At 60.0% G+C, this 16,502-nt stretch carries 15 protein-coding genes; 2 read left to right on the top strand and 13 right to left on the bottom strand.

Features of this window, described 5'->3' with window-relative positions; all coding sequences use genetic code 11:
* Positions 1–135: 135 nt before the first annotated feature.
* The 8 genes from AAEZ05_RS14525 to AAEZ05_RS14490 all read right to left on the bottom strand — a co-directional run bounded on the left by AAEZ05_RS14525 (position 136) and on the right by AAEZ05_RS14490 (position 10,879).
* Complete coding sequence (locus AAEZ05_RS14525; RefSeq protein WP_045057809.1) at positions 136–1,032, bottom strand: peptidoglycan DD-metalloendopeptidase family protein; 897 nt, start codon at positions 1,030–1,032, stop codon at positions 136–138.
* A 165-nt stretch (positions 1,033–1,197) separates the two neighbouring features.
* Positions 1,198–2,097 (bottom strand): response regulator, encoded by a 900-nt coding sequence (locus tag AAEZ05_RS14520; RefSeq protein ID WP_045057808.1) that lies wholly within the window; start codon positions 2,095–2,097, stop codon positions 1,198–1,200.
* A 166-nt stretch (positions 2,098–2,263) separates the two neighbouring features.
* A complete protein-coding gene (phoU, locus tag AAEZ05_RS14515; RefSeq protein WP_045057807.1) occupies positions 2,264–3,025 on the bottom strand; it encodes a phosphate signaling complex protein PhoU in 762 nt (253 codons plus the stop codon).
* Between the two features lie 70 nt (positions 3,026–3,095).
* Entirely contained in the window at positions 3,096–3,929 is an 834-nt protein-coding gene (gene pstB / locus AAEZ05_RS14510; protein WP_045057806.1) for a phosphate ABC transporter ATP-binding protein PstB, read from the bottom strand.
* Positions 3,930–4,114: 185 nt separating this feature from the next.
* Positions 4,115–5,785, bottom strand: coding sequence for a phosphate ABC transporter permease PstA (gene pstA / locus AAEZ05_RS14505; protein ID WP_045057805.1), 1,671 nt, complete (start codon positions 5,783–5,785; stop codon positions 4,115–4,117).
* A gap of 15 nt (positions 5,786–5,800) precedes the next feature.
* Positions 5,801–8,083: an ABC transporter permease subunit gene (locus AAEZ05_RS14500; RefSeq protein ID WP_205891745.1), complete on the bottom strand. Its 2,283-nt coding sequence runs from the start codon at positions 8,081–8,083 to the stop codon at positions 5,801–5,803.
* A gap of 257 nt (positions 8,084–8,340) precedes the next feature.
* Positions 8,341–9,339 (bottom strand): phosphate ABC transporter substrate-binding protein PstS, encoded by a 999-nt coding sequence (locus AAEZ05_RS14495; protein WP_205891746.1) that lies wholly within the window; start codon positions 9,337–9,339, stop codon positions 8,341–8,343.
* Positions 9,340–9,580: 241 nt separating this feature from the next.
* On the bottom strand, positions 9,581–10,879 hold the full coding sequence (locus tag AAEZ05_RS14490; RefSeq protein ID WP_350647844.1) for an MFS transporter: 1,299 nt from the start codon (positions 10,877–10,879) through the stop codon (positions 9,581–9,583).
* 365 nt (positions 10,880–11,244) lie between these two features.
* On the opposite strand from AAEZ05_RS14490, the gene AAEZ05_RS14485 reads away from it, so the two are divergent.
* Both AAEZ05_RS14485 and AAEZ05_RS14480 read left to right on the top strand, forming a co-directional pair.
* A complete protein-coding gene (locus tag AAEZ05_RS14485) occupies positions 11,245–11,649 on the top strand; it encodes an acyl-CoA thioesterase (protein ID WP_003176975.1) in 405 nt (134 codons plus the stop codon).
* Between the two features lie 70 nt (positions 11,650–11,719).
* On the top strand, positions 11,720–12,619 hold the full coding sequence (locus AAEZ05_RS14480; protein WP_350647842.1) for a D-hexose-6-phosphate mutarotase: 900 nt from the start codon (positions 11,720–11,722) through the stop codon (positions 12,617–12,619).
* A gap of 22 nt (positions 12,620–12,641) precedes the next feature.
* On the opposite strand, the gene AAEZ05_RS14475 is transcribed toward AAEZ05_RS14480, so the two are convergent.
* From AAEZ05_RS14475 to AAEZ05_RS14455, 5 genes are all read right to left on the bottom strand, one after another.
* The gene (locus AAEZ05_RS14475; RefSeq protein WP_045057800.1) at positions 12,642–13,178 is read right to left on the bottom strand and encodes a DUF3299 domain-containing protein; all 537 of its coding nucleotides are present in this window, start codon (positions 13,176–13,178) and stop codon (positions 12,642–12,644) included.
* Between the two features lie 87 nt (positions 13,179–13,265).
* Positions 13,266–13,511: a GlsB/YeaQ/YmgE family stress response membrane protein gene (locus AAEZ05_RS14470; RefSeq protein ID WP_045057799.1), complete on the bottom strand. Its 246-nt coding sequence runs from the start codon at positions 13,509–13,511 to the stop codon at positions 13,266–13,268.
* 106 nt (positions 13,512–13,617) lie between these two features.
* Positions 13,618–14,700, bottom strand: a complete 1,083-nt coding sequence (locus tag AAEZ05_RS14465) for a 5-(carboxyamino)imidazole ribonucleotide synthase (protein ID WP_045057798.1) — start codon at positions 14,698–14,700, stop codon at positions 13,618–13,620.
* 11 nt (positions 14,701–14,711) lie between these two features.
* The gene (gene purE, locus AAEZ05_RS14460) at positions 14,712–15,203 is read right to left on the bottom strand and encodes a 5-(carboxyamino)imidazole ribonucleotide mutase (RefSeq protein ID WP_017341565.1); all 492 of its coding nucleotides are present in this window, start codon (positions 15,201–15,203) and stop codon (positions 14,712–14,714) included.
* A 307-nt stretch (positions 15,204–15,510) separates the two neighbouring features.
* On the bottom strand, positions 15,511–16,419 hold the full coding sequence (locus tag AAEZ05_RS14455; protein WP_045057796.1) for a LysR substrate-binding domain-containing protein: 909 nt from the start codon (positions 16,417–16,419) through the stop codon (positions 15,511–15,513).
* Positions 16,420–16,502: the final 83 nt, after the last annotated feature.

Genomic DNA, 16,502 nt, shown 5'->3' with positions numbered 1-16,502 from the left:
AGGAGAAGATTTCGACACGGCCAAGCTTTTCAGCGAAAAACACCTGCTGAAAGCTTGACCGGTAACAGAGTATCTACAGGGAATCGCAATCCCATGTAGGAGCTGCCGCAGGCTGCGATCTTTTGCTTTCAGAACCTATTGCTTGCCCAACGCAAAGTTGGGTAATGCACCTACCGGCTGATTGAACTGGTACGGTATCGACACCAGTCCCATCCCGGTATTGCGCTGTACCACAAAGTGCAAATGCGGCCCGCTGCTGTTGCCGGTATTGCCCGACAGCGCCAACGCAGTGCCCACCCCAACCCGCTGACCTTCCCGGACGCTGACCGAACCTTGCATCAGGTGCAGGTACACGCCCATGGTCCCGTCGTCGTGCAGCACCCGTACGAAGTTGCCTGATGGGTCGGTCCCCTGGCCGGCCTGGTTATTCTCGGTCTTCACCACCATCCCGCCTCGCGCCGCAATGATCGGCGTGCCTTCAGGCATGGCAATGTCCATGGCGTAGCGATTTTTCGCGCCGAAGTGACTGTATTGGCCGTTGGCACCCTGGCTCAGCCGAAACGGCCCACCCCGCCAGGGCAATGGGTAGCGATAAGCCAGGGCAGCCCCTGCAGGGTCGCCCAGGGAATATTTGAACGCCGGGGTATACACCAGCGGCTTTCCCGCCCGGGTGGCCGTGAGCAGCGCCAGGCGCAGGTTGCTGCGTGCCGGCAGCACCCGACGGATCGGGCGGCTCGGCGCACCGCTGACGTTCTTCAGACCGGCAAAACTCAATTCGATTTCGACCGGCGCGTACAGGTCATTGCGCACAAATACGCTATCAGCGCCCTGCTGTTTCTTGATGTCGAGGTACACCTGGCCTTCAAGGCGCTCGACCATGCGATCGCGGAAAACGAACACCTTGGCGCCTTTCGAGGGGCGGTCGCTGTAGGAGACCACGCCGTTGGCGTCCTTGGACTTGTAGATAGTCATGGCCACAACCGAGGTGGAGGCCAGGAAAAGACCACAGAAAAACAGCAAGCGCGCGAGCATGGGCAGAGGTTCTGTCGAGGAGAGTCCTGGGAGGGAGCCTAGCAGCTGCAATGGACCTGGGTAGGCGGCAGATGTTTCAAAATCGGCAGATCAATGGATGTGTGGTGAATCGGATGACGCCATCGCGAGCAGGCTCGCGATGGCGGCTTTCAGGCAACCAAGGATTTAAGCACCCGGCACAAAATGCTTCTGTACCGTACCACGTGCTATCAATCGCGATATGTAATCGAGCTTCTGAGCATCCTGGTCCACGAACCGGAAGGTCAGCTGCAACCACTCGCTGTCAGGCCTCGGTTCATAGGCGACGATGGCATGCAGGTAGCCGTTGAGACGCGCGATCTCGGCATTGTCGCCCTGCTCCAGGTCGAGCACGGCACTGTCGAGCACCTGCGGCAACGTGTCAGTACGCTTCACCACCAACAAGGCTTCCTTGAGGCTCAAGGCCTTGATCACGCACTGCTGGTTACCACTGGACAGGCGCAACTGCCCATGGCCGCGGCCTGCAGACGCAGACGGTGCAGCAGCGGCCTTGGGTGGCGAGTTGCTGATCAGGCCACGTGACGGCGTCGGAATCGCAGGCGCAGCAACCACGGTCGCCTGGCCACCGGTCAAGGCGTTGAGGGAGTCGTTGCCGAAGGCGGAGCTCATCTTCACCGGCGCGCTGCTCATCAACGCGTCGAGCTTGCCGACCTTGTTCAGGGCCTGCTTGACCTTGGTCAGTAACTGCTCGTTGTTGAAGGGCTTGCTGACGTAGCCGGAAACGCCTGCCTGGATCGCCTGGACAACGTTCTCCTTGTCGCCACGGCTGGTCACCATCACGAACGGCATGGTCTTGAGACGGTCCTGCTCGCGGCACCAGGTCAACAGTTCCAGGCCGGACATTTCCGGCATCTCCCAGTCACACAGGACCAGGTCGAATGTTTCCCTGGCCAGCAAGACCTGGGCCTTCCTGCCGTTGACGGCGTCCTCGATCCGAATGCCCGGAAAGTAATTGCGCAGGCATTTTTTCACCAGGTCACGAATGAATGACGCATCGTCCACGACCAAAACACTGACCTTACTCATCCATCACCCCTTCCAAAACCCCGGCAAGCTTAGCGCCTTGCTGATGGCACACTGCCATAAACTCTCAGTCACGCCGGGACTTTTCGTTCGCGGGGTGCTGCTTCGAATTCGTAAGCCACAAACAAAAACGCCCGACCAAAAGGCCGGGCGTTTCTCTTGGGCAAACTTACTTATCGTCAGCTACACCCGGAACATTAGCGGTTTCGCCACTTGTGCCTTCAACTTCTTCCTTCATGCGCTTCAAGCCCAGGTGACGCACATCGGTGCCGCGCACCAGATAGATCACCAGCTCGGAAATGTTGCGCGCGTGATCGCCGATTCGCTCCAGGGAACGCAGCACCCAGATGATGCTCAAGACCCGCGAGATAGAGCGCGGGTCTTCCATCATGTAGGTCGCCAGTTCACGCAGGGCGGTCTTGTATTCGCGATCGATGATCTTGTCGTACTGGGCTACCGACAATGCCAGGTCGGCATCGAAGCGGGCAAAAGCGTCCAGTGCGTCACGGACCATATTGCGCACCTGGTCGCCGATGTGACGCACTTCGACATAACCGCGCGGCGCTTCACCTTCTTCGCACAACTGAATGGCCCGGCGGGCGATCTTGGTCGCTTCGTCACCGATGCGCTCCAGGTCGATCACCGACTTGGAAATGCTGATGATCAAACGCAGGTCGGACGCCGCAGGTTGACGACGGGCCAGGATGCGCAGGCATTCTTCGTCGATGTTGCGTTCCATCTGGTTGATCTGGTCATCGATTTCGCGAACCTGCTGGGCCAGACCGGAATCGGCTTCGATCAGCGCGGTAACCGCGTCATTGACCTGCTTCTCGACCAGTCCGCCCATGGCCAGGAGGTGGCTGCGCACCTCCTCTAGCTCGGCGTTGAACTGCGCGGAGATGTGATGGGTAAGGCCTTCTTTACTAATCATGTTGGCGTCCTTGGAGCGTCCGGTAAGGTGCGGTGGACCGCAGCGTCAGTTCAGTGAACAACCACTATTGCTAGCCATAACGACCGGTAATGTAATCTTCGGTCTGCTTCTTCGCCGGATTGGTGAACAGGGTATCGGTGTCGCCGAATTCCACCAATTTGCCCATGTACATGAACGCTGTGTAGTCGGAGACCCGCGCGGCCTGTTGCATGTTGTGGGTCACGATGACGATGGTGAACTTCGATTTCAGCTCGTAGATCAGCTCTTCAACCTTCAGCGTGGAGATCGGGTCCAGAGCCGAACAGGGTTCGTCGAGCAGCAGCACTTCCGGCTCCACGGCGATGGTACGGGCAATCACCAGACGCTGCTGCTGACCACCGGAAAGGCCCAGTGCGGATTCGTGCAGGCGATCTTTTACCTCGTCCCACAAAGCCGCGCCCTTGAGCGCCCACTCCACGGCTTCATCAAGCACACGCTTCTTGTTGATGCCCTGGATGCGCAAGCCGTAGACCACGTTTTCGTAGATGGTCTTGGGGAACGGGTTCGGCTTCTGGAACACCATGCCCACGCGTCGACGCAGCTCTGCAACGTCTTCGCCTTTACGGTAGATGTTGTTGCCGTACAGGTTGATGGCGCCTTCCACACGGCAACCGTCGACCAGGTCGTTCATGCGATTGAAAGTACGCAGCAGCGTGGATTTGCCGCAGCCAGACGGGCCGATAAAGGCTGTGACGCGCTGTTTCGGGATGTTCATGCTGACGTCGAACAACGCCTGCTTGTCACCGTAGAACAGGCTCAGGCCAGGCACTTCGATAGCCACGGTTTCCTGCTCGAGGTTCAGGCTCTGTTTGTCGCGACCCAGGGCCGACATGTTGATGCCGTGGGTATGTGTTTCGTGTTGCATGGGAGGCTCCCTGTGCTAACAAATTCGGTTCGTTGAGCCACTGGCCTTGCCAATGGGTTACTGAAAATCTGTGGCTTGTGCCGGTCCCTGGGGGAGCTGGCTTGCCAGCGATGCAGGCGGTGCGGTGTTTCAAGTTACACCGCAGTAATGCCATCGCTGGCAAGCCAGCTCCCACAGGGTTTGTCTTAGCTATCTAAAGCTTTGTATTTTTCGCGCAGGTGGTTACGGATATAGACCGCCGACAGGTTCAAGGTCGCAATCACCAGCACCAGCAGCAACGCCGTGGCGTAGACCAGTGGGCGTGCGGCTTCGACGTTAGGGCTCTGGAAGCCGACGTCGTAGATATGGAAGCCCAGGTGCATGATTTTCTGATCGAGGTGAAGGTACGGGTAGTTACCGTCCAGCGGCAGCGACGGCGCCAGTTTCACCACACCCACCAGCATCAGCGGCGCCACTTCACCCGCGGCACGGGCAACGGCGAGGATCATGCCGGTCATCATCGCCGGGCTGGCCATCGGCAGTACGATCTTCCACAGGGTTTCCGCCTTGGTCGCGCCGAGGGCCAGCGAGCCTTCGCGCACGGTGCGAGGAATCCGCGCCAGGCCTTCTTCAGTGGCCACAATCACCACCGGCACCGCCAGCAGCGCCAGGGTCAGGGATGCCCAGAGCAACCCCGGAGTACCGAAAGTCGGCGCCGGCAGGGCTTCAGGGAAAAACAACCGGTCAACCGAGCCACCCAGGACATAAACGAAGAAGCCCAGGCCGAATACGCCGTACACGATGGCCGGTACACCGGCCAGGTTGTTCACCGCGATGCGGATCAGCCGGGTCATGGTGTTCTGCTTGGCGTATTCACGCAGGTACACCGCAGCCAGTACGCCAAACGGCGTCACGATCATCGCCATGATCAACGTCATCATCACGGTGCCGAAAATCGCCGGGAAAATCCCGCCTTCGGTGTTCGCTTCACGCGGATCGTCGCTCAGGAATTCCCAGACCTTGCTGAAGTAGAAGCCGATCTTGGTCATGGTGCCCATGGCGTTCGGCTGGTAGGCGTGAACCACTTTGCCGATGCCGATTTCGATCTCCTTGCCGTTGGCATCGCGGGCCGTCAGGCTGTCGCGATTGAACTGGGCATGCAGGTCGGCCAGGCGCGCTTCGATGTCCTGATAACGGGCATTGAGCTCGGCGCGCTCGGACTCCATGTCCGCTTGCGCGGTAGCGTCCAGCTTGCCGTCCAGTTCCAGTTTGCGGCCATGCAGGCGAATGCGTTCCAGTCCGGCGTTGATCGCGCCAATGTCGGACTTCTCCAGGGTCTTGAGCTCGCTCGCCAGCCTGTTCACGCGCTCGACACGGGCCTGCAACTCAGGCCACGCCGCCTCGCCTTCGGCGATGACTTTGCCATCCTGCTTAACGTTGACCAGGTAGCCGTAGAAGTTGCCCCACTCGCGGCGTTCGATCGCCATCAGCTCCGGCGGCGTCTTCTGGTTAGTCAGCCACTCGCCGACGACCCAGGTGAAGTCATTGCCGTTCAAGTCACGGTTGCCGACCTTGATCAGCTCACGAGTCATGAACTCCGGACCCTGCTCGGGCACCGGCAGGCCAGCGCTTTTGAGGCGCTCACGGGGCACTTCTTCTTTCTGCACCACTTCGCCGATGACCAGGTGATTGGCCTGGCCAGGCACGTCGTAGCTGGCGTGGATCAAGTCCGCCGGCCAGAAGTGGCCCAGGCCGCGCACGGCGATCACGGCCAGCAAGCCGATCGTCATGATGACCGCGATGGACACCGCGCCACCGCTGATCCAGACGCCCGGGGCGCCGCTCTTGAACCATCCGTTCAGGGAGTTCTGTTTCACAGACTTCTACCTTTCTTAAAGCGACGAGTATTTCTTGCGCAGACGCTGACGAATCAGTTCCGCGAGGGTGTTCATGACGAAGGTGAACAGCAGCAGCACCAAGGCCGAGAGGAACAGCACGCGGTAGTGGCTGCCGCCAACTTCCGATTCGGGCATTTCCACCGCAACGTTGGCGGCCAGTGTGCGCAGGCCTTCGAACAGGTTCATTTCCATGACCGGGGTGTTACCGGTGGCCATCAGCACGATCATCGTTTCACCGACCGCACGCCCCATGCCGATCATCAGCGCCGAGAAAATCCCCGGGCTGGCGGTGAGGATCACCACACGAGTCATGGTTTGCCAAGGCGTGGCGCCGAGGGCCAGGGAACCGAGGGTCAGGCCGCGAGGCACGCTGAACACGGCGTCTTCGGCGATGGAATAGATGTTCGGGATGACCGCGAAACCCATGGCCAGGCCAACCACCAGGGCGTTGCGCTGGTCGTAGGTGATGCCCAGGTCGTGGGAGATCCACATGCGCATGTCGCCGCCGAAGAACCAGTTTTCCATGTACGGGCTCATGTACAAAGACAGCCAGCCCACGAACAGGATCACCGGGATCAGAATCGCGCTTTCCCAACCGTCCGGCACTTTCAGGCGCACGGATTCAGGCAGGCGACTGAAGACGAAACCCGCCACCAGAATGCCGATCGGCAGGAGCATCAACAGGCTGAAAATGCCCGGCAAGTGTCCTTCCACGTAGGGCGCCAGGAACAGGCCGGCGAAGAAGCCGAGGATCACCGTCGGCATTGCTTCCATCAGCTCGATCACCGGCTTGACCTTGCGGCGCAGGCTCGGCGCCATGAAGTAGGCGGTGTAGATCGCGGCCGCTACGGCGAGTGGCGCGGCCAGCAGCATGGCGTAGAAGGCGGCTTTGAGGGTACCGAACGTTAGCGGGGACAGGCTCAGCTTGGGTTCAAAATCGGTGTTGGCGGCGGTCGATTGCCAGACGTATTTAGGCTCGTCGTAGTTCTCGTACCAGACCTTGCTCCACAGTGCGCTCCAGGAAACTTCCGGGTGCGGGTTATCGAGCAGCAGCGGTTGAATCTTGCCGCCGGCCTCGACGATCACGCGGTTAGCCCGTGGTGACAGGCCAAAAATGCCCTGGCCGTCGACGACCTGATCCACCAGCAGGGTGCGGTGTGCGGTGCTGTGGAACACGCCGAGCTTGCCGGATGCATCCAGGGCGATGAAGCCTTTGCGACGCTCTTCGGCAGTGATCTCAACGATGGGCGTGGTGCCCATCTGGAAGGTGCGAATCTGTTTCAGGCGCTGTTCGCCATCCGGGTCGCGAGCCATGAACCACTGGGCCAGGCCACCCTTGGAATCGCCGAGGATCAGCGAGATACCGCCCACCAGCTGAGTGCTGGCGGTGATCTGCGCCTCGCCATCTTCAAGCAGCTTGTAACGACCGTTGAGGCTCTTGTCGCGCAGGCTGAACACGTCGGCCTGGGCACGCCCATTGATTACGTACAACCACTGCTGGCGCGGGTCGACGAAGATGTTTTTCACCGTCTCGGTCATCTGCGGCAGATCGATACGCTTCTGCTCGCTGGTGACTTCGCCGGTCATCATGTTTTCTTCGCGGGTCAGCGACAACACGTTGAGCTGCGCGCCCGTGGAGCCCACCAGCAACAGGGTCGAATCTGTGGCGTTGAGGCTGATATGCTCCAGCGCCCCGCCCGCTTCGTTCAACGCGATCGGGGTCTCGCCATACGGGTATTCAATGGCTGGCGAGATGGTCTTATTGCCGTCGGGATAGGTCACTTTGTAAGTGTGGCGGAACACCAAAGCCTGGCCGTTGGAAAAGCCGACCGCAACCAATGGGGAACCCGGCTGGTCTTCACCGATGGAAGTGACCTGGCTACCGGCCGGGACCGGCAGGTCGACACGACGCAGCTCTGCGCCGCTGTCGATGTCGAAAAACAACGCCTGGCCCTTGTCCGAAACCCGCATGGCCACCTTGTTCTGTTCTTCCAGGGAGATCATCAGCGGCTTGCCGGCGTCCTGCATCCAGGCGGGCGTGATCGAGTCCTTGGCCGTCAGGTCGGCGCCCTGGAACAGCGGCGCGACAACGTAGCCCAGGAAGAAGAAAATCAGCGTGATCGCCCCAAGCACGGCAAGGCCGCCAATGAGGACGTACCAACGCGTCAGGCGGTCTTTGAGCGCGCGCATACGGCGCTTGCGTTGCAACTCAGGCGTATTGAAATCAATTCGCTTGGGGGGATTTGTAGTCATTGTGGAATTGGCCAGATCATTCATTCGCACACCCTAGCGATCCTGTATGACAGAAAGATGACAGTGCAGTGACGCGACAAATCCGCCGCCTGTGGAAACTGGCAGCGGAGCGGGAATTGGAGGCGTGTGGGAAACCCTGTAGGAGCTGTCGAGTGCAACGAGGCTGCGATCTTTTGATCTTGCTGATAAAAGCCAGATCCAAAGATCGCAGCCTCGTTGCACTCGACAGCTCCTACACAGCTCCTGCACACGGAGCCCGGGGCTACCCCGGACTCAGGGTTTTACTTTTTTGCGACTTCAGCGCCTTCCTGCAGACCCAGGTCAGCCAGTGCTTTTGCAGCAACTTTGGCTGGCAGTGGGATGTAGCCGTCTTTCACTACAACTTCCTGGCCTTGCTTGGACAGAACCAGCTTCACGAACTCGGCTTCCAGCGGGGCCAGAGGCTTGTTCGGCGCCTTGTTGACGTACACGTAGAGGAAGCGCGACAGCGGGTATTTGCCGTTCAAGGCGTTTTCTTCGGTGTCTTCGATGAAGTCGGTGCTGCCTTTCTTGGCCAGTGCCACGGTCTTCACGCTGGCAGTCTTGTAGCCGATGCCCGAGTAACCGATGCCGTTCAGCGAGGAGCTGATGGACTGCACGACCGAAGCCGAACCAGGTTGTTCGTTGACATTCGGCTTGTAGTCGCCTTTACACAGGGCTTCTTCCTTGAAGTAGCCGTAGGTGCCCGATACCGAGTTACGACCGAACAACTGAACCGGCTTGTTCGCCAGGTCGCCGGTCACACCCAGGTCGCCCCAGGTTTTAACGTCGGCTTTACCACCGCACAGACGAGTCGACGAGAACACCGCGTCGACTTGTTCCATGGTCATGTGCTGGATCGGGTTGTCCTTGTGCACGAACACAGCCAAGGCGTCCACGGCAACCGGGATGGCGGTTGGCTTGTAGCCGTACTTGGTTTCAAAGGCCTGCAGCTCGTTGTCCTTCATCTTGCGGCTCATCGGGCCCAGGTTGGCGGTGCCTTCAGTCAGCGCAGGTGGCGCGGTGGAGGAACCAGCGGCCTGAATCTGGATGTTTACGTTCGGGTATTCTTTTTTGTAGTTCTCGGCCCACAAGGTCATGAGGTTGGCCAGAGTATCGGAGCCGACGCTGGACAGGTTGCCCGACACACCAGTGGTCTTGGTGTAGCTCGGGATAGCAGGGTCAACAGCGGCAACCGCGTTGGCAGTCGCAACGCCAGCAGCGACAAAAGTCATTGCCGCCATCAAACGCTTCAGTTTCATGCCTTACTCCTAGCAGATAGGGTGTGTTAAGTCGGGACCAAGTATTAGCAGGCCGTGTGAACACTCTATGGCTGAAATATGACAATTGGATGAAAGGCCACCATTCGATGCCGGAAGGGAGACCCGCGTTGCCCGCATCGCGAGCAGGCTCACTCCCACAGCGGTTCTGAAGTGATTACAGAGTCAGTGTGGGAGCGAGCCTGCTCGCGACGGGGTCGGCAAGATTGAAGAAGATTGCGCGCTAGCGCCCCTTCTTCCAGAGGTACCCACCCACCACTATCCCGACGCCACAAATGATCGCGACATAGTAGGCCGGGCCCATCGGGCTTTCCTTGAGCAGCAGGGTCACCACCATCGGCGTCAGGCCGCCGAAGATGGCGTAGGCCAGGTTGTAGGAAAACGACAGCCCGCTGAAGCGCACCACCGCCGGGAAGGCCTTGACCATCACGTAGGGCACCGCACCGATGGTGCCTACCAGCAAGCCGGTCAGGGCATACATCGGGAACAGCCAGTCGGGGTGGTTGAACAGGCTGTGATAGAAGGTCCACGAGCTGATCAGCAACGCGGCGCTGCCGAACACGAATACCCGACCTGCGCCAAAGCGGTCTGCCAGTGCGCCGGACGCAACACACCCCAGGCTCAGGAAGACGATGGCGAGGCTGTTGGCCTGCAAGGCGACGGTTGGCGCGAAATGGTAGACGGTCTGCAGCACGGTCGGGGTCATGAGAATGACGACGATGATGCCGGCAGACAGCAACCAGGTCAGCAGCATGGAAATCAGGATAGCGCCACGATGGTCACGCAACACGGCCTTGAGCGGCACTTCTTCGGCCAGCGCTTTGCGCAGTTGCAGCTCGGCAAATACCGGGGTCTCGTGCAGCCAGCGACGCAGGTAAACCGAGAACAGGCCAAACACGCCCCCCAGCAGGAACGGGATACGCCAGGCGTAATCAGCGACTTCGGTGGGGGTGTAAAGGCTGTTGATCGCGGTGGCGACCAATGAGCCCAGGAGGATGCCGGCGGTCAGGCCGCTGGTCAGGGTGCCGCAGGCGTAGCCGATGTGACGCTGGGGCACATGCTCGGAAACGAAAACCCACGCGCCGGGCACTTCGCCGCCGATAGCCGCGCCCTGGATGACCCGCATGAGCAGCAACAAAATCGGTGCCCACATGCCGATCTGCGCGTAGGTTGGCAGCAGACCCATGATCAGGGTCGGCACCGCCATCATGAAAATGCTCAAGGTGAACATTTTCTTGCGGCCCAGCAGGTCGCCGAAGTGCGCCATGACAATGCCGCCTAACGGGCGCGCCAGGTAACCGGCAGCGAAGATGCCGAAGGTCTGCATCAGCCGCAGCCACTCGGGCATGTCGGCCGGGAAGAACAGTTTGCCCACCACCGTGGCGAAGAATACGAAGATGATGAAGTCGTAGAATTCCAGCGCACCACCGAGGGCGGACAGCGACAGGGTCTTGTAGTCATTCCGAGTCAGCGGACGTGCGGGTTGTGTTGGCTGCGCGACGCTCGAGGGCGCTGTGGTCATGGCAAGGCTTCTCTTATAGTCGAATCTGCAACCTCAACAGCTCTGGCCGAGGCTTGGGCAGGTCCGGCACGATAGCAAATTGTTCGAAAAAGCACATGGATGTGCATATTTGACGGTCAAAATGAGAACCCGACGGTCGTCTCGGAGTCTACCGACCGATATACTCGCAATCCTGCAAGGATTTGACTGGGTTGCTGTGCGAAAACGCCTGCCGGGGTACATAGGCGATTTCGCAGAGTTTCCCTTTTAGGCGCCTTTCGAAAAACGTGACGAACGTAGTATGTTCGGGGCTGAATCGTTTTTTCTTAGGACGGCTATTCACCTGAAGTACCAATGAAGACTCACGGGTCAGAGGCACCCCCGGCATGATAGAGCTCGAACAAGAAGATCCAATCCCGCAAGGCGACCTGGCCCTGCAAATCACTGCATTGCCGCGCGAAACCAACGGCTTCGGCGATATTTTCGGCGGTTGGCTGGTGGCGCAGATGGATTTGGCTGGCACTGCGATGGCCAGCAAGGTCGCGGGCGGTCGCGTAGCTACCGTGGCGATCGATCGCATGGCGTTCCTGGTACCTGTAGCGGTAGGCGCCCAGCTCTCCTTCTATACCCAGGCCCTGGAAATCGGCCGTAGCTCGATCCAGATGATGGTTGAGGTGTGGAGCGACGATCCGCTGTCCAGCGAATGGCGCAAGGTCACCGAAGCGGTGTTCGTGTTCGTTGCCATCGACGGCAGTGGGCGTACCCGTTCGGTTCCGTCCAGAGCTCGATAGCCCTAAAGCGTCAAACGCCGGGAGCGTTTTGCGGTCCATTGCAGCCCTGTTCCAGATTGAGAGTCGCCCCATGAGCACGCCCAACGTAGAAGCCATGAAACTGGATGACCTGAACTGCTGGCGCATCCGCCACGGTCAGGCCGAATTGCTGGTCGCCCAGCAAGGCGCGCAAATCCTCAGCTATCAGTTGGCCGGCCAACCGCCGCTGATCTGGCTCAACGATGAGGCAGTGTTCAACACCGGCAAGAGCATTCGTGCCGGTGTGCCCGTCTGCTGGCCATGGTTCGGCAATCTGGCGCGCAACCCGCAAAGCGTTCAGGCCATGCGTTCCAGCCAGGAGCCGGCGACGGCCCACGGGTTTGTCCGGGCGATGGACTGGGAGCTGGCCGGCATCGAGACCGAGGGTGAAACCCTGAAGGTCGAGTTCGCGCTGCCCTACCCCGATGGCGGCTTTCCAGGCTGGCGGCATGAAGTGGATCTGAAGCTGAGCATTCGCCTGGATGAGCAGCTGCACATCGGCCTGACCAGTCATAACCGCGGCAACTCAAGCGTCACGATCAGCCAGGCATTGCATAGCTATTTCGCGGTCAGCGATGTGCGCACTGTGCATATCGAGGGCCTGGATGGCTTGAACTACATCGAGACGCTGGATGACTGGAAAACCGTGAAGCAGATCGGTGACCTGCAGTTCACCGGCGAGACTGATCGCATCTATCTCGATACGCCCCAAACGCTGAGCATTGTTGACCCGGCGTGGGAACGGCGGATCGAGCTGCGCAGCAGCGGTTCGTGCTCGGCGGTGATCTGGAATCCGTGGGTTGAGCGCGCGGCAGCGTTCAGCGACATGGCTGACGATGGCTGGCAGCGCATGCTGTGCATCGAGACGGCGAATGTGATGGACGATGTGGTGGTGCTGGCGCCGGGGTCGAGTCACACGCTTGGTGTGAGCATCGCCAGCAAGCCGCTTTAAAAGCATCGCTTTTACCGGACACCTACAAATCCGACTCCTGCACCACCCGCACCGTGGCCGCATCCAGGGCATACGCCGCATCAGCGAGGTCGTTAGTGACCTGCTCGACTTTCAGCGTGCCGGTTACCCACAGCGGCGTGTAGATATCATCCAGTTTCAAGCCTTTTGGGTAACGCACCAGCACCAGCTGATTGGGCGGCGGTGGTGGCACGTGGATGCAGGCGCCTGGATAGGGCACCAGGAAGAACAGCGTGCTGCGACCCTTGGCGTCGCTCTCCAGCGGCACCGGATAACCACCGATACGAATCTTTTTGTCGTTCATCGACGCTACGGTTTTGGTCGAATACATCACTGCGGGCAAGCCCTTGCTCTGCTTCATGCCACCTTTTTCGGTAAAGGTGCCATCGCCTTCGGGAGAGTCGTGATCGATTTCCGGCATGGCCTCGAGGGCCTTCTGGTCGGACTTGGGCATCAATTGCAGCCAGTCGGTTTCCGGCAGCTCACTGCCATGGACGAGGCCGGCGCCCAATAAAAGTACGGTCAACAGAATGCGGCGCATGGAGGTGCTCGGGTTTGGGGGAATGTTGGAACGCCGAGCATTCTAGCCCTCTCTGCACGCCGCGCAGAGAGGGCTTTGTCGCTTGAATCAGTTCTTTTTGATCAAGCCGTAGATCACCAGCAAAATCACGGCACCGACCAGCGCGCCCAGGAACCCTGCGCCTTCGCCGGCCTGGTAGAAGCCCAACGCCTGGCCGCCATAAGTGGCCGCCAGCGAACCGCCGATACCGAGCAAGATGGTCATGATCCAGCCCATGCTGTCATCGCCCGGTTTCAGGAAACGCGCCAGCAGGCCGACGATCAAGCCGATAAAGATGGTTCCAATAATTCCCATGACATTTCCCTCTGATTGAATGGCTATGCAGAAGACTAGTCAGACTTTCGCATACTGCCATCAGAGAACGGCGGGCCTTGAATGGTTCCGCCGCTGTCAGGTGAAACTATTCGGCGATGAGCGCTTCGACCTTGATGATCTGCTGCTCCAGCGTAGCCTTGTCGGCGCAGCGCAGGTTGGCATGACCGACCTTGCGACCAGCCTTGAACGCCTTGCCATAGTGATGCAGGTGGCAATCGGCGATGGCGATCACTCTCTCTACCGGCGGCACGACGCCGATGAAGTTGAGCATGGCGCTCTCACCGACCTTGGCCGTCGAGCCCAGCGGCAAGCCGGCAACGGCGCGCAGATGGTTCTCGAACTGGCTGCACTCGGCGCCTTCCGTCGTCCAGTGTCCGGAGTTGTGAACGCGAGGGGCGATTTCGTTGGCCTTGAGACCACCGTCAACCTCGAAGAACTCGAACGCCATCACGCCCACATAATCCAGGTGTTTGAGCACGCGGCTTGAGTAATCTTCGGCCAGGCCCTGCAGGGGGTGATCGGTACTGGCCACGGACAGCTTCAAGATGCCGCTGTCATGAGTGTTGTGCACCAGCGGGTAGAACCTGGTTTCGCCATCGCGAGCGCGCACGGCAATCAGCGAAACTTCCCCGGTAAAAGGTACAAAGCCTTCCAGCAGGCAGGCCACGCTGCCCAGTTCGGCAAACGTACCTGTTACATCTTCGGGTTTGCGCAGGACTTTCTGACCCTTGCCGTCGTAACCCAGGGTACGGGTTTTCAACACGGCAGGCAGGCCGATAGACGCCACTGCGGCGTCCAGGTCGGCTTGCGACTGGATGTCGGCGAACGCTGGCGTCGGTATCTCCAGGTCCTTGAACATGCTCTTCTCGAACCAGCGATCACGCGCGATTCGCAGGGCTTCGGCGCTCGGGTACACCGGAACGAACTGTGAGAGAAATGCGACGGTTTCCGCCGGTACGCTCTCGAATTCGAAAGTCACCAGATCGACTTCATCTGCCAGCTGGCGCAGGTGATCCTGATCGCCATAATCGGCCTGCAGATGCTCGCCCAACGCGGCTGCGCAAGCATCCGGCGCAGGGTCCAGGAAAGCGAAGTTCATACCCAGCGGGGTGCCCGCCAACGCCAACATGCGACCCAACTGGCCGCCACCGATTACACCGATCTTCATCGTCAACAACCTCAGGCGATGCGTGGGTCTGGATTTTCCAGGACGCTGTCTGTCTGCTCAGCGCGGAATGTTTTCAGCACCGCGTGGAACTGCGGGTGCTTGGCGCCCAGGATGCTTGCCGAGAGCAAGGCTGCGTTGATTGCACCGGCCTTGCCGATGGCCAGCGTGGCGACCGGAATGCCCGCAGGCATCTGTACGATGGACAGCAGCGAGTCGACGCCCGAAAGCATGGACGACTGCACCGGCACGCCCAGCACTGGCAGGTGGGTCTTGGCCGCACACATGCCTGGCAGGTGCGCCGCGCCGCCGGCACCGGCGATAATCACCTCGATGCCACGCGCCTCGGCCTCTTCGGCATACTGGAACAGCAGGTCCGGGGTACGGTGGGCAGAGACCACTTTCACCTCGTAAGGAATGCCGAGCTTTTCCAGCATATCGGCGGTGTGGCTAAGGGTGGACCAATCGGACTTGGAGCCCATGATCACGCCAACCAGTGCACTCATCGTCGTGCCTCTTCTCTCTGGGCGCCCGCAGGCGCGTCAAAAAACAACAAGCCACGCGGGAAATCCGGCGTGGCTTGTTGTACGAATTCAGGCCGGTCGAACCGGCCAAAGGCCGCGCAGTATACCGTAATGAAGCAGATAAACAGCCCCCGAAACGACCATCTGTCCTACGGCGCAAAGTGCCGGTTTTATTGACCTGAAGGTCAGCCAACAAGATCAAAAGATCGCAGCCTTCGGCAGCTCCTGCGCCGATCTCTTCAGGAGCTGCTGAAGGCTGCGATCTTGGCGTCCGTAAACACAGCGCAGTTTATGAACCCTGCGCCGCACCGCCTTCCAGCTTGCGCCACAACAACCGCACGTTCGCCTTGCGAACCAGCGCACAGCGATACAGACGAATTTCCAGCGGCACATGCCATTGCGGGCCGCCGCATACCACCAGCTCCCCGCGCGCCAGCTCGGCGCGCACACTCAGTTGCGGCACCCACGCTATCCCCAGGCCTTCGAGCGCCATGCTCTTGAGGCTGTCGGCCATCGCCGTCTCATAGATGGTGGTGAAGCGCAGTGCCCGCTGGCGCAGCAGCATATTGACCGAACGCCCCAGGAATGCACCGGCGCTGTAGGCCAGCAGCGGCACACTGCCTTCGCCTTCGAGATCGAACAGTGGCTTGCCATCGGCATCGGCGGCGCACACCGGGAGCATTTCGGTCTGGCCCAAGTGTAGAGACGGGAAAATCTCGGGGTCCATCTGCATCGCAGCGTCAGGGTCATAGAACGCGAGCATCAGATCGCAGCCGCCTTCGCGCAACGCATGCACCGCGTCACCCACGTTAGTGGCGACCAGTCGAGTGGCGATGTTCAGGCCTTCGTTGCGCAACTGCGCAATCCAGCGCGGAAAAAAGCCCAGGGCCAACGAGTGCGCCGCAGCGACTTGCATGACCTCACCCTGCCCGCCTTCCAGGTGATGCAGGTGGCGCAGCACTTCACCGAGTTGCTCGACCACCGTTCGCGCGGTGACCAGAAACAACTGTCCCGCCGCCGTCAGTTCAATCGGCGTGCGCGAGCGGTTGACCAGCTGCAGACCCAGCGCCGTTTCCAGGCTGCGGATGCGCCGGCTGAACGCAGGCTGCGTCACGAAACGGCGTTCGGCGGCCTGGGAGAAACTTCGGGTAGCGGCCAGGGCACTGAAGTCCTCTAGCCATTTACTTTCCAGATTCATCAAGTCCTCCCGGACACGCACCAAATTAGGTCACACGCTCTTTACCAACACGGCGTCACATTCCCATTATGCCGAATTTGCAT

It is taken from the genome of Pseudomonas sp. HY13-MNA-CIBAN-0226, from assembly GCF_040310305.1.
Lineage (GTDB): Bacteria > Pseudomonadota > Gammaproteobacteria > Pseudomonadales > Pseudomonadaceae > Aquipseudomonas > Aquipseudomonas gregormendelii.
Note: the sequence above shows the minus strand (reverse complement) of the source record. Positions and strands in the feature narration are given on the sequence as shown.